We start from the raw sequence: 12,686 nt of genomic DNA on the forward strand, positions 1-12,686 counted from the left end.
AGCAGCATAGTCAGAGTTGATTTCACTGCTCGGGAGGGAGATGCGGATAATCCGTGCATTCGCTGGAAAGATGACCGAACTTCCCTTTAGCCGCCTGTTCAGGTGGCTTTTTTTTTGCCTGTCTGAAATGTTGTGAAATAAAAACAAGATCAAAAGATCGCAGCCTTCGGCAGCTCCTACATTGGGATAGCGTTTCTACATTGGAACGGCGTACACCCTGTAGGAGCTGCCGAAGGCTGCGATCTTTTGATCTTTTGATCTTTCCAAACCCACAAACAAAAACGGCCAACCCAAAGGTCAGCCGTTACTAAGTGTCACTGTTCATAAGCTTATGCGAGTAGCCCTCGTATCTCCTGTTTGACGCCCCATCCCTCGATGATGCCGCCCAGAGGCTCGACCACCGCCTCGAAGTCCTGCTCGAAGTCGCCGATCCCGTCGTAGGTGGCGTACATCACTTTGCTCAGTTCCAGCGACCACGCGCCGTCGTCACGCGCGCTGATCTGGGCATTCAAGGATTCACCACAAAAATGACCTGCCGCCCTGCGTGCCCGCTCCTCGTCCGGGAAAATGGCGTAGAACTCGATGGGATGGAATCGTGAAAAATCGAAACCGCCTTCTTTCATGCGGCGCAGCACGCTGCTGCTGATGTCTTCTTGATAGGCTGTGCTCATGAAACGTCCCCCTCAGACTGATGGATAGACTTTCCGTATTCCCTGCACTTTCAATCGATTGATGAAAGCGATACGACAACAGAGGTTGCCGCCGGGAAACAAGCATGTAGCTGACAAGACCAGACCTTAGCGAGTCATTCGCTGATCTCGGTTGCAGAGTAGCCTCAACACAGAGCCGCTGCCAAGGCCTGGTGGTGAATGTGACAGGAGATGTATCAAATTGGAGTAATGCTGAGGATTTCAATGCTGTTTTGGGATTTCAGACTTTTGACAGTCGGATCAGCGGTACGCCCCTCCAGATCATTGAGATCAAGTTCAGCTGCGACCGGCAGGCGCCGGGCACGAATGAGTTTGGCGGCTTGCTCGCTATTCGGGCATTCCTCGCACTCGAAGAGTTCGTCGACTGATTCACCGTGTTCATCCACGAAAGTGATTTTCCACTTTTGCATCGGTGCCTCCTCGGTAAAACCCATGGATGGGCTTACATCTATCTCGACTCGTGCATTGGCCGATCGTTCCAAGGGATCCTAAAAGCGAGACATGAAAAAAGGCCGTCACCCGCGTGTCTCACACACCGGCGACGGCCTTTCTTATCGACGAAGCATCAGTCGTTGCTAGGTTTGTTCACCGCTTGCAGCACGTACTGCGGCAACGCGAAGGCACCAATGTGGATTTCCGGGTTGTAGTAGCGAGTGATGATGCCGCTGCCGGCGAAGCGCTGTTGCAGGATTTCGCGGGACAATTTGCGATAAGCGGTATCGGTTGCGCCCCAGGCGAAGGTCATCGCGCCGCCGATGTAGGTCGGCACGGCCGCCTGATAGAAGTGCCAGTCCGGGAACAGGCTGCGCAGGCGACCGGCGGTGGTTTTGACTTCTTCGATTTGCATGAATGGGGTGCCGTTCTGGGTCACCAGAATGCCGCCTTCGTTCAGGCAGCGGTGGCAAGCCTGGTAGAAGTTTTCGGAGAACAGCACTTCGCCCGGACCGATCGGGTCGGTGGAGTCGGAAATGATCACGTCGAACTTTTCGGTGGTGGTGGCGACGAAACGCATGCCGTCGTCGATCACCAGGTTCAGGCGTGGATCATCGAACGCACCCTTGGAGTGGTTCGGCAGGAATTCCTTGCACATGTCGACCACGGTGCCGTCGATTTCGACCATGGTGATGTGCTCGACGCTGCGGTGCTTGGCCACTTCACGCAGCATGCCGCCGTCGCCGCCGCCGATGATCAGCACGCGCTTGGCGGTGCCATGGGCGAGGATCGGCACGTGGGTGAGCATTTCGTGGTAGATGAATTCGTCGGCTTCGGTGGTCTGGATTACGCCATCCAGCGCCATCACCCGGCCCATGCGCGGGTTTTCGAAGATCACCAGGTGCTGGTGTTCGGTGCGCACTTCGTGCAGCAGTTTTTCCATGCGAAAACGCTGGCCATAGCCTTCGTAGAGGGTTTCCAGGTAATCGCTGGTTGGGGTATTGCTCATGGGAAGTGCTCCGATGAATGCGGGTGGCAACGGACGGTTACCCGCCCATGATGGCCAATCGATCGCCTTGATTGACCGGGAAAGGCGCGCATTCTACGTCGCGGAACATGACAGGTCGAACCTTCTGATGCTCGCTCCTGCGATGAAGATCGTCAGATCCGCACATCACCTCTTGGCCCGGCGATGGCCCAGATGATCAGGCCCAGCACCGGCAACAGCAGGATCAACAGCACCCACAGGACTTTCATCCCGGTTTCGGCGCCACTTTTAAGCACGTTGATGATGGCCCAGATATCCAGGGCAAAGATAATCAGGCCGATCAGGGTGTTGAACGTGGAACCCATGGTGTCGCTCCAAAAAAATGGTAGGCACTCTTAGGATAGTCGGGCCTGGCGAGGGTTCCGTTTTATTACCGTTGTAGACGGTTTCAGACGTGGATGGCCACTTTCAGGGCTTCCAGGGAGGGCGCGGCGGCGATGCCGACTTCGGCGCACAGTTCCAACACCCGTGGCACGTCGTTGCCATAGACCAGCACCACTTGCAGTTCGTCGTCGAGCAACTGGCTGAAATTCATCAAGGTGTAGCCACCGTTTTCCTTGTTCAGGCTGCTCATCTGCACTTGAATGCGATTGAGCGCCGTCAGGGCTTCGGTTTTGGCCAGTTGCTTGGGCTTGATGTTGAACTCAACGCCGGGGCCGAACGAGGCGACGATCTGCGCGAACAGGTCCATGTAGGTGTCGGCCTGGAACAACACGGTTTCCGGCAGACTGCCGACGACAACCCACTCGCCCAACGGGATCGGAAAGGTGTCGTCGTAGTTGATATCTGGGTTGGCCGCCAGAAAAGCCTCGGGATCGGCGTAGGCCTGAGCCGCTTCGTCAGCGATTTTCAGGATTTCGTCCTCGCCCATGCACCCGGAGCTGATTTTGCTGATGAGTTCGACGAGTGCGGCTTTCATGAGGTGGATCCTGTAGCGAGGGAATTTTGAGGGCGCGAAGGATAACGCATTCAAGGGTGGATTGCGGGCCTGTGGCGAGGGGGCTTGCCCCCGTTCGGCTGCGAAGCAGTCGTTAAACCAGAGAACTGGGTTTGACTGAGATACCAAAAGGGGGCCGCTTCGCGGCCCAACGGGGGCAAGCCCCCTCGCCACAGAGCTCCCTCGCCACAAAAGCCCCGCGACACCACAGAGGTCAGGCCAGGAGTTTTTGCAGTTGAGCCGTGGTATCCGCCGCACCCATGGTCTTGGCCGCGTCCAGCGCAGACACGCCATTGGCGTCCTTGGCTTTCGGATCGGCGCCTTTGCTGATCAGGTAGTCGATGATTTCGACGCGGTTGAACATCGCCGCCATCATCAACGCAGTGCGTCCGTCGAAGGACGAACCTTCCACTTCAGCGCCACCCTCAACCAGCGCCTTGACCACCGCCAGATCACCCTTGAATGCCGCGCCGGCAATCGGGCTCTGGCCGTTGTCGTTGCGAATCTCGGGATCGGCCTTGTGTTCGAGCAGGACTTTTACGGTGTCGACATGGCCGTGGTACGCGGCGAGCATCAGTAAAGTGTCGCCCTTGTGGTTGCGCAGGTTCGGCGGCAGGCCCTTGGTCAGCAGCGCAGCCATCATGGCCGCATCGCCCTCGCGCGCTTTGTTGAACACCTGTTCGGCAAATTCAGCAGCCTCTTCGGGGGTCATCTGGCGGCTTTTGTCTGACATTGGGGACTCCACATTCGGTCAATCGGAAAGCCGATAGTTTCCCGAGCGTTCCGGAACCTGTCACTTGTTTTTTCTCATGGACGGTCATAGCGATATTCAATAGCGACCCTTTCAATAGCGATGCCTGCCTCCGTAAATATCCGCCAGCACCTGCTCGGTGACTCGCACGTAGGTTTCGGTGCCCGGCAGCCAGGCATAAATCGGGTCATCGCCGGTTTTGCTCGGATCGAAGGCTTCGTCCTTGAGCCGGGTCTTCTGGTATTTGAAGGTCCCGGTGGTTTCCATTTTCACTTTCACCCGCAGGAACAGTGGCACCGCATAGGCCGGCATTTGTTGCCTGGCGAACGCCAGCAACTCACTGAAATCCAGGGTCGCCAGGGATTCGGCCGGTGTAATGGCCGCCATTCCCGCCCGCCCGTTGGTATTGTGGATTTCCACGCCATAGGCCACGGCTTCGGCGATGTGCGGGTGTTGCAACAGGATGTTCTCGACCTCGGTGGTAGAGACGTTTTCGCCCTTCCAGCGGTAGGTGTCCCCCAAGCGATCGACAAACTGCGCGTGACCGAAACCGATGTTGCGCAGCAGGTCACCGGTATTGAAGTAACGGTCGCCCTTCACGAACACATCGTGGAGCACCACTTTTGCGGTCTTCTGCGGATCGGTGTAGCCGTCCAGAGGCGCCTTATCGTCGATCCTCGCCAACAACAGCCCCTGCTCGCCCTTGGCCACTTTGCGCATGAACCCCTTGGCATCCCGCGTGGGGGCGCCGCTGTCGTGGTCGTACGCCACCAGCTCCCAGGACATCAGGGAAAAGCCAATGGTGTTGTCGAAGTTGAGGATGTTGGTGAAGCCGATATTGCCGTCGCTGGCGGCGTACAGCTCGCAGATATGGTCGACGGCAAACCGCGTCTTGAACTCGCTCCACGCGCCGGGGCGCAGACCATTGCCGATCATCTTCCTCACGCTGTGCCGACTGTCGTCGACGCTACGCGGTTGATCCACCAGGTAGCGACACAATTCGCCAACGTACCCGAGGGTGGTCGCCCGGTATTTGCGCACGTCGCTCCAGAACTGGCTGGCGCTGAACTTGCGGCGGATGGCAAACCCCGACGCCCCGCTGATCGCCGAGCCCCAGCACACGCAAAGCCCGGTGGCGTGGTACAGCGGCAAGGTGCAATAGACGACGTCCTGCGGCTGCATGTCCAGGGCGATCAGCCCGAAGCTGGCGGAGCTGCGCATCCAGCGGCCGTGTTTGAACACCCCGGCCTTGGGCAACCCGGTAGTGCCCGAGGTGTAGATATAGAAACAAGGGTCGTCGAAAAAAACCTGCCGGCTGCTGACGGGATTGTCACTGGGCGCGTCGCAGCTGGCCGCCATCAGGTTAATGAAACCATCGGGCGTTTTGCCCGGATCACGGTCAGTGTCTTGATCGGCGACAAACCAGGTGCGCGCCACATCGATGGCCACCCGCTCGCGGACCGCATTGAAGGCCGGAACCAGCTCTTCTCCGACCACAATCCCTACAGGCGCCACCAGATTCAGGCTATGAACCAGGGTATCGCGGGTCTGGGAGGTATTCAGCAAGGCGCTGATCGCACCGACCTTGGCCACCGCCAATATCGTCACCAGCAGTTCCACACGGTTCTCGATAAACACCGCGACCACATCGCCCTTGCCGATGCCTTGGGCAATCAGGTGATGGGCGATGCGATTGGCCCACTGATTGGCCTGTGCATAAGTGAGTATCACGTCGCCCTGCAGCAATGCCGGGCCATCGGGATTGCGCAACGTCGCCTGCTCGAAGCTCCAGCCGAGACCACACGGTTGGGTCGGGTCCTTGACGTTGGCGACTTTCATGCCCTTCACCACGCGAGGGATGGCTTTGGCAATGGAAGGCAGCTTGCGGAGCATCATGCCCCAGGTAATCGTGTCGTGCAGCGTGCGGCTCATGGTTGCTCCCGTTCGATCTTCTTATTGTCGGGTGGCGTTGATTGAGGCCGAAAATACGTCAGGGCTTCTTGAGCTGTACACGCGGTTTTTGCAATGTTTTGTATCCACAGCCGAATACTTGGGAAGCCGGAACTCCGGCGTTGCAATTGGTTCCGTCCAATTGTCGCCGATCTCGCAAAATGCAGGATGCACGATGGCCATTCATGCAAATTGCACGAAAGCCAAAAAATCATAAAAATATAACTTACTGATTTATATGAAATTTTAAAAATATAGGTGCTGGCACAATCACTGCAACTACCCCTCCATGTTGCCCTTCAAGCACAAAATGGAGCTGATAGACATGAGCCTGATCCAGGAAAAATTTTCGTCGCTGTTCTCCAACTTCGAAGTGACCACCCAGCCCCGGCCGGATGGCGGCATTCTGCTGACCCTGCGCAGCCACGACGGTAAAGTCTTCAAACGTTCGATTTCCTACCAGCAATTGCATGCCGGCGATCAGCTGTCATGGGTCATCAGCGCGATTCGCCGTGACGTCGCCGAACAGGCCAGTGAACTGCCGCAGATTTCCATGCTGCAAAGCCAGCAACGGTTCGCGCTGCCGACCTATCACTCGGCGTAACCCGTAACAGCGCTATAAACGATCAGGCCGTGAGAGCTTTCGCTTCACGGCCTGAGTTGTTTCTACGGCTGATGCTTAAAAGGCAGAAGGATTGATCCCGGCAAAACTGTCCACCGTCACATGCCCTGCCAATTCCCCGCCCTCGCGGGCCAGGCCACAGGTTGCCATGCCGGCCGTGTGCGCCGCGTCCAGTTCCTGAACGATGTCGGACAGAAACAGAATCTGCGAAGCCTCGACACCAATCGCCTGGGTGATGCGCTGGTAGGACTGCGCTTCGCGCTTGGGCCCTGAAGTGGTGTCGAAATAGCCACTGAACAGTGGCGACAGATCCCCCGCCTCCGAACAACCGAAAATCAGTTTTTGCGCCTGAATCGACCCAGAGGAATAAACAAACAGTTGATAGCCTTCCTGATGCCAGCGTTTCAGCGCTTCAACGGCGTCCGGGTAAACATGACCCTTCAACTGCCCGGCCTGATACCCCTGCTCCCAGACCATGCCTTGCAACGCCTTGAGCGGCGTGGCCTTGCGGTCTTCGGCGATCCAGCCCAAGAGGTTTTCGATAACCCGCTCGACGTCGGCTTGTGGTTCACCGCTGTCACGACGAACGGCGGCAAGCTGTTCGGCGACGTCAGCACGTTCGGCATTTTCGCGAACGAAGTCCGGCAGGTGTTTGGCCGCGTACGGAAACAACACGTCGAACACAAAACTCACCGCGCTGGTGGTGCCTTCGATGTCGGTGAGAATCGCTTTGATCGGCATCGGTTCAGTCCTCAAGACACGGGAAGTGGCTGGCGATGTCATCGCCGGTGAAGTTGGCCACCCAGCCTTCGGGGTTGTTGAACAGGCGGATTGCGACGAAATGCGGGTTTTCACCCATGTCGAACCAGTGCTTTGTGCCGGCAGGCACCGAGATCAGGTCGTTCTTCTCGCAGAGCACGGCGTACACGTAATCGTCGATGTGCAGGGTGAACAAGCCACGGCCAGCGACGAAAAATCGCACTTCGTCTTCGCCATGACGGTGCTCATCGAGGAACTTGGCACGCAACTCGGCTTTTTGCGGGTGATCGCTGTTCAGGCTGACCACATCGACGGTGATGTAACCGCGCTCGGTCATCAGCTTGTCGATTTGCTCCTGGTACGCGGCGATCACTTCTTCCTGACTGGCGCCAGGCTGGATTTTCGCTGCGGCTTGCCAACGGTCGAAACGCACGCCCTGCTCGGCCAGGGTCGAGGCGATGTCTTCAAAGTGGGTCAGCACCTTGTTCGGAATGTCAGGGCTTGAGACGTGGTAAACGGACAGGCTGCTCATCAGGGCAACTCCTTAACAGTTCATGCATTACGGTTAAAGAGCGAGCGCGTCTTCAACTCGCACTCGAACAAAAATTCAAAAGCCTCGATCTGCCGCAGTGCGTCGCTCATGCGCGCGCCCCACGTGTAGAGGCCATGACCGCGAATCAGGTAACCGACGCAATCAGGATGGGCGTCGAGCCAAGGCTGCACCTTGGCGGCCAGCCGCGCAATGTCCTGGTCATTGTCGAAAATCGGCACGCGAACGCGGGACTCGTGAGTCGAAACGCCGCTGAAGGCCTTTTGCAGTTCGTAGTCTTCGAACTCGATGAAATCTTCCGGCGTCAGGCGCGACAGCACCGTGGCGTTCACCGAATGGGTGTGCAGCACCGCGCCGATCTCCGGACGCCAGCTATAGAGCTGGGTGTGCAACAGGGTTTCGGCGGACGGCTTCTTGCCTGGCTCCAGGCTGTTGCCTGACAAGTCGGTGGCCAGCACATCGTCCGGGCCCAGTTGGCCCTTGTGCTTGCCGGACACGGTCAGCAAGGCTTCGGTCGGCGACAGGCGGGTCGAGTAATTGCTGCTGGTGGCCGGCGACCAGCCGCGACCATACAGAAAGCGCCCGGCATCGATGATTTCCTGGGCGAGGTGTTCACGGGTAAGGCTCATGGCCTGTCCTCTTGCATACGTGTGGCAATGATAACGGCAGCGGCAAAGGCTGCGAGGCTGGCAATACTAAAGGTCAATGTGGCGCCGAGGGCATTCCAGCTGTAGCCGGAATACAACGCGCCCAGTGCACCGCCGGTGCCGGCCAGCGCCGCATACAACGCCTGGCCCTGCCCTTGCTGGCGCGCGCCGAAGCTACGTTGCACGAACTGGATGGCAGCGGCGTGAAAGCTGCCGAAGGTGGCGGCGTGCAGCACCTGGGCGAACAGTAACACCCAAAGAAACTCGGCAAACGAGCCGAGCAACAACCAACGCAAAGCCGCCAGCAGGAAACTCGCCAGCAGCACCCGGCGTACCGAGAAGCGCGCGAGAATCTTGCTCATGAACAGAAACATCAAGACTTCGGCGACCACGCCGACCGCCCAGAGCATGCCGATCAGCCCGCGACTGTAACCGAGTCGCTCAAGGTGCAAGGTCAGAAAGGTGTAATACGGCCCGTGACTCATCTGCATCAGCGCCACGCACGCGTAAAACGCCAATACTCCGGGGTTGCGCAATTGCTGGAGGAATCCGTCCCCCGCCAACCGTTCACCCTGAACTGGTTGCGCGTTGGGCACCCACAAGCTGCTGACGACGATCCCGGCCATGATCAGCACCAGTGCCACCGGGTAAATGTCGAGGCTGAGCCATTCGAACAATCGGCCCAGCGCCACCACGGTGATGATGAAACCGATGGAACCCCACAGGCGAATCTGACTGTAGCGCGAGGTCTGCCCCCGCAAATGAGCCAGGGTGATGACCTCGAACTGCGGCAATACCGCGTGCCAGAAGAACGCGTGCAAGGCCATGACCATCGCCAGCCACGCGTAGCTTTTGCTGACGAAAATCAGTGAGAAGGTCAGCAAGGTGCAGGCGGCGCCGAAACGCACGATGGCCAGCCGTCGCCCGGTGTAGTCACCGAGCCAGCCCCAGATATTCGGCGCCACGCAACGCATCAGCATCGGGATCGCCACCAGTTCGCCAATGCGTGCGGCGCTGAAGCCCAGATGATCGAAGTACAGCGCCAGAAACGGCGCTGTCGAACCGAGCAAGGCGAAATAGAACAGGTAGAAGCTGGAAAGCCGCCAGTACGGGAGCGCCGCCGCTGCCATCAGACTGTAGCGGCTTTCAGATCAGCCATTAAAGCTGCCCCAACACCGGAGTGCTCACGCGCACATCGGCGTTCTGCCCGCGGTGACGCAGCAAGTGGTCCATCAGCACGATGGCCATCATCGCTTCGGCGATTGGCGTGGCGCGGATGCCGACGCACGGGTCGTGACGGCCCTTGGTGACGACCTCCACCGGGTTGCCATGGATATCGATGGAACGGCCCGGCGTGGTGATGCTCGATGTAGGCTTGAGCGCCAGGTGCGCAACGATCGGCTGACCCGACGAAATGCCACCGAGAATGCCGCCGGAGTTGTTGCTGAGGAAACCTTCCGGGGTCATTTCATCGCGGTGTTCAGTGCCACGCTGGGCGATGCTGGCAAAACCGGCACCGATTTCCACGCCCTTGACCGCGTTGATGCTCATCAGCGCATGGGCCAGTTCGGCGTCGAGGCGGTCGAAGATCGGCTCGCCGAGGCCCGGCATCACGCCTTCGGCGACCACGGTGATCTTCGCGCCGACCGAATCCTGGTCCCGACGCAACTGGTCCATATAGGCTTCCAGCTCCGGCACTTTGTCCGGGTCGGGACTGAAGAAAGCGTTCTCTTCCACCGAATCCCAGGTCTTGAACGGGATTTCGATCGGGCCGAGCTGGCTCATGTAGCCACGAATGACGATGCCCTGGGTGGCCAGGTATTTCTTGGCAATCGCGCCGGCGGCTACGCGCATGGCGGTTTCACGGGCCGAACTGCGACCGCCGCCGCGGTAATCGCGCTCACCGTATTTGTGGTGGTAGGTGTAGTCGGCGTGGGCCGGACGGAACAGATCCTTGATCGCCGAGTAGTCCTTGGACTTCTGGTCGGTGTTGCGGATCAACAGGCCGATGGCGCAACCGGTGGTGCGGCCTTCGAACACGCCGGAAAGGATCTCGACTTCGTCGGCTTCCTGGCGCTGGGTGGTGTGGCGGCTGGTGCCGGGCTTGCGGCGGTCCAGGTCGCGCTGCAGGTCCTCAAGGGAGATCTCCAGGCCCGGCGGGCAGCCATCGACAATGGCGACCAACGCCGGACCATGGCTTTCGCCCGCGGTGGTGACAGTGAACAGCTTGCCGTAGGTATTGCCGGACATGCAGGACGCTCCGTGAAATCGAACCTAAAATACGTAATGCGCGCCAGTATACGCAGGCTACCCAAGTAGTTCATCCTCGAACCTTATGGGTGCCTGCGAGTCCAACCGGCACCTTGTTGATGATGGCGTGATGATGCTGCGAGTTCTAGCCTTGAGCCTTACCCTGTTTACCGGTTTTGTACAGGCTTCAGTCCTGCAACGCCCGATCACCCTGGACACCGGCAGTGGCGAGCTTTTCGGCTCGCTGTTGCTGCCCAAGTCCGACACGCCGGTACCGGTCGTCCTGATCATTTCCGGCTCCGGTCCCACGGATCGTGACGGAAACAACCCCGACGGCGGGCGCAACGACAGCCTCAAACGGCTGGCCTGGGTGCTGGCCAAACACAACATCGCCAGTGTGCGTTACGACAAACGCGGCGTGGCGGCGAGCCTTGCGGCAACGCCGGATGAACGCAATCTGTCGGTGGAAGCCTATGTGGCCGATGCCGTGGCCTGGGGGCAGAAGCTCAAGGCCGACCCGCGCCTGGGCAAACTGATTTTGCTGGGCCACAGCGAAGGTGCGTTGATTGCAAGCCTGGCGGCGCCAAGTGTCGACGCCGCGGCGGTGATTTCCCTGTCCGGCAGCGCCCGGCCGATCGATCAAGTGCTGCGCCAGCAGTTGAGCAATCGCCTGCCGCCAGCCTTGATGCTGCGCAGCAATGAACTGCTAGACAGCCTCAAGGCCGGCCACACTGACGACAACGTGCCGCCGCAGTTGCAGGTGATTTTCCGCCCCAGCGTGCAGCCGTACCTGATTTCGCTGTTCCGCCAGGACCCGGCGGCAGCCTTCGCTAACCTGACGATGCCGGCACTGATCATTCAGGGCAGCAACGACATCCAGGTCGGCGTGGGTGACGCCAGGGCGCTCAAAGCCGCCAAACCGGACGCCGAACTGGCACTAATCGAAGGCATGAACCACGTCATGCGCATCGTGCCCAACGACGTGAAGCGGCAATTGGCCTCCTATAAAGATCCGCAATTGCCCCTGGCGGCGGAACTCGGCGCACGAATCCTCGGATTTATTGACGGACTTCGCCCCAGTTAAGCTCCAGTCCTGAAAAAAACGGCCGATAAGCCTTTGTCGCCAGCGCTATGACTGGCGGCAACAGGGCTTGGACAGGATCTCGCCGTTATGACTGATACCCAGACTTCACCCGACTCCACCGCTGAAAAAGACACACCGCCAGCGGTCGAGCTGCCGTGGGCGGACGTCCACGTCGAGCACCACAAAATGCTCCGCCTGGCGCCGTTGCAAACCGACCGTAACACCGGCGGCCGACCGCTGCGCTTTGTCGAATTCGGTTACGCCGAACGCAACAGCAAGGAGCACAGCCTGCTGCGCATGGCCATCAAGCTGCCAGGCCAACGGGTACGCAAAGAACAGAATCATCTGGATGTGTGGGTCGATCACGCCGCCAAACGCGTGCATTTCGCTCCGGAAAGCGGCTTGCAGATAGAGCCGATGAACCGTGGCATCGGGCGCTATATGGCATCTCAGGGTGTCACGTGGGCAAAGAAACGATGGCCCGCCTACACCGTCGACGGCACCGACCTGAACAACAAGGACGCGTTGAACGAAGACACGCGCCTGCGCCGCGACCACTTTCTGCGGGTGCACGGTTTTGACGTGGCCTACGCCGATGCCCAGCATTTGAAGGGCAGCGTCAAAGAGGTGCAGATCGGTGATTTGCTGGGCGACTGGAACAGCGAAAAGCTGCAACAGGTGGAAATCCTCGAAGCCGCGCAGATGCTCCAGCAAGCCGAGCAGAACCTGGCGGAACAGGAAGTCAAACTGAAGAAACACGAAGAAAAGGTCAGCAAGTACAAGCGTGAAGACGCTGGACTGCGTTTTACCATTACCTGTCTGGTGGCGTTTGCGGTGTTTCAGGCGGGGTTGTTGATCTGGATTGCCACGCACCGGTAAACCGGCGTTAGTCGCAAGAAAAGATCGCAGCCTTCGGCAGCTCCTACATTGGTTCGGTATACACCTG

The 12,686-nt window shown here is 58.9% G+C and carries 15 protein-coding genes; 3 read left to right on the forward strand and 12 right to left on the reverse strand.

Annotated elements, in window-relative coordinates; all coding sequences use genetic code 11:
* Window positions 1-329: 329 nt before the first annotated feature.
* The 7 genes from ACEN9A_RS20710 to ACEN9A_RS20740 all read right to left on the reverse strand — a co-directional run bounded on the left by ACEN9A_RS20710 (window position 330) and on the right by ACEN9A_RS20740 (window position 5,810).
* A complete protein-coding gene (locus ACEN9A_RS20710) occupies window positions 330-671 on the reverse strand; it encodes a ribonuclease E inhibitor RraB (protein ID WP_018925210.1) in 342 nt (113 codons plus the stop codon).
* A gap of 215 nt (window positions 672-886) precedes the next feature.
* Window positions 887-1,120: a hypothetical protein gene (locus ACEN9A_RS20715; RefSeq protein WP_019648231.1), complete on the reverse strand. Its 234-nt coding sequence runs from the start codon at window positions 1,118-1,120 to the stop codon at window positions 887-889.
* A gap of 155 nt (window positions 1,121-1,275) precedes the next feature.
* Complete coding sequence (gene speE / locus ACEN9A_RS20720) at window positions 1,276-2,151, reverse strand: polyamine aminopropyltransferase (RefSeq protein ID WP_258670278.1); 876 nt, start codon at window positions 2,149-2,151, stop codon at window positions 1,276-1,278.
* A gap of 152 nt (window positions 2,152-2,303) precedes the next feature.
* Window positions 2,304-2,495: a PLDc N-terminal domain-containing protein gene (locus tag ACEN9A_RS20725; protein WP_007940802.1), complete on the reverse strand. Its 192-nt coding sequence runs from the start codon at window positions 2,493-2,495 to the stop codon at window positions 2,304-2,306.
* A gap of 83 nt (window positions 2,496-2,578) precedes the next feature.
* Window positions 2,579-3,109 carry a hypothetical protein gene (locus tag ACEN9A_RS20730; protein WP_007940803.1) on the reverse strand — a complete coding sequence of 177 codons (531 nt, stop codon included), beginning with the start codon at window positions 3,107-3,109 and terminating at the stop codon, window positions 2,579-2,581.
* Window positions 3,110-3,341: 232 nt separating this feature from the next.
* Entirely contained in the window at window positions 3,342-3,860 is a 519-nt protein-coding gene (locus ACEN9A_RS20735; protein ID WP_019648228.1) for an ankyrin repeat domain-containing protein, read from the reverse strand.
* A gap of 111 nt (window positions 3,861-3,971) precedes the next feature.
* Window positions 3,972-5,810, reverse strand: coding sequence for a long-chain-acyl-CoA synthetase (locus tag ACEN9A_RS20740; protein ID WP_258670280.1), 1,839 nt, complete (start codon window positions 5,808-5,810; stop codon window positions 3,972-3,974).
* A gap of 343 nt (window positions 5,811-6,153) precedes the next feature.
* Here ACEN9A_RS20740 and ACEN9A_RS20745 point away from each other — a divergent pair, with 343 nt between their 5' ends.
* Entirely contained in the window at window positions 6,154-6,432 is a 279-nt protein-coding gene (locus tag ACEN9A_RS20745; protein WP_018925205.1) for a DUF3509 domain-containing protein, read from the forward strand.
* 75 nt (window positions 6,433-6,507) lie between these two features.
* On the opposite strand, the gene mtnC is transcribed toward ACEN9A_RS20745, so the two are convergent.
* Genes mtnC through aroC form a run of 5 tightly spaced genes read right to left on the reverse strand, consistent with a single transcriptional unit; the run spans window position 6,508 to window position 10,656 of the window.
* The gene (mtnC, locus tag ACEN9A_RS20750; protein WP_258670281.1) at window positions 6,508-7,191 is read right to left on the reverse strand and encodes an acireductone synthase; all 684 of its coding nucleotides are present in this window, start codon (window positions 7,189-7,191) and stop codon (window positions 6,508-6,510) included.
* Window positions 7,192-7,195: 4 nt separating this feature from the next.
* The gene (locus ACEN9A_RS20755) at window positions 7,196-7,741 is read right to left on the reverse strand and encodes a 1,2-dihydroxy-3-keto-5-methylthiopentene dioxygenase (protein ID WP_018925203.1); all 546 of its coding nucleotides are present in this window, start codon (window positions 7,739-7,741) and stop codon (window positions 7,196-7,198) included.
* 20 nt (window positions 7,742-7,761) lie between these two features.
* A complete protein-coding gene (locus ACEN9A_RS20760) occupies window positions 7,762-8,388 on the reverse strand; it encodes a methylthioribulose 1-phosphate dehydratase (protein WP_019579710.1) in 627 nt (208 codons plus the stop codon).
* On the reverse strand, window positions 8,385-9,536 hold the full coding sequence (locus tag ACEN9A_RS20765) for an MFS transporter (protein WP_258670284.1): 1,152 nt from the start codon (window positions 9,534-9,536) through the stop codon (window positions 8,385-8,387). The genes ACEN9A_RS20760 and ACEN9A_RS20765 overlap by 4 nt, the downstream gene beginning before the upstream one ends.
* Window positions 9,537-9,564: 28 nt before the next feature.
* Complete coding sequence (aroC, locus tag ACEN9A_RS20770; RefSeq protein ID WP_019648222.1) at window positions 9,565-10,656, reverse strand: chorismate synthase; 1,092 nt, start codon at window positions 10,654-10,656, stop codon at window positions 9,565-9,567.
* Window positions 10,657-10,741: 85 nt separating this feature from the next.
* Here aroC and ACEN9A_RS20775 point away from each other — a divergent pair, with 85 nt between their 5' ends.
* Together ACEN9A_RS20775 and ACEN9A_RS20780 are read left to right on the forward strand one after the other, a co-directional pair.
* Window positions 10,742-11,740 (forward strand): alpha/beta hydrolase, encoded by a 999-nt coding sequence (locus ACEN9A_RS20775; protein WP_019648221.1) that lies wholly within the window; start codon window positions 10,742-10,744, stop codon window positions 11,738-11,740.
* 87 nt (window positions 11,741-11,827) lie between these two features.
* Window positions 11,828-12,619 (forward strand): hypothetical protein, encoded by a 792-nt coding sequence (locus ACEN9A_RS20780; protein ID WP_258670289.1) that lies wholly within the window; start codon window positions 11,828-11,830, stop codon window positions 12,617-12,619.
* Window positions 12,620-12,686 lie beyond the last annotated feature (67 nt).

Source organism: Pseudomonas sp. Pseusp18, from assembly GCF_059506005.1.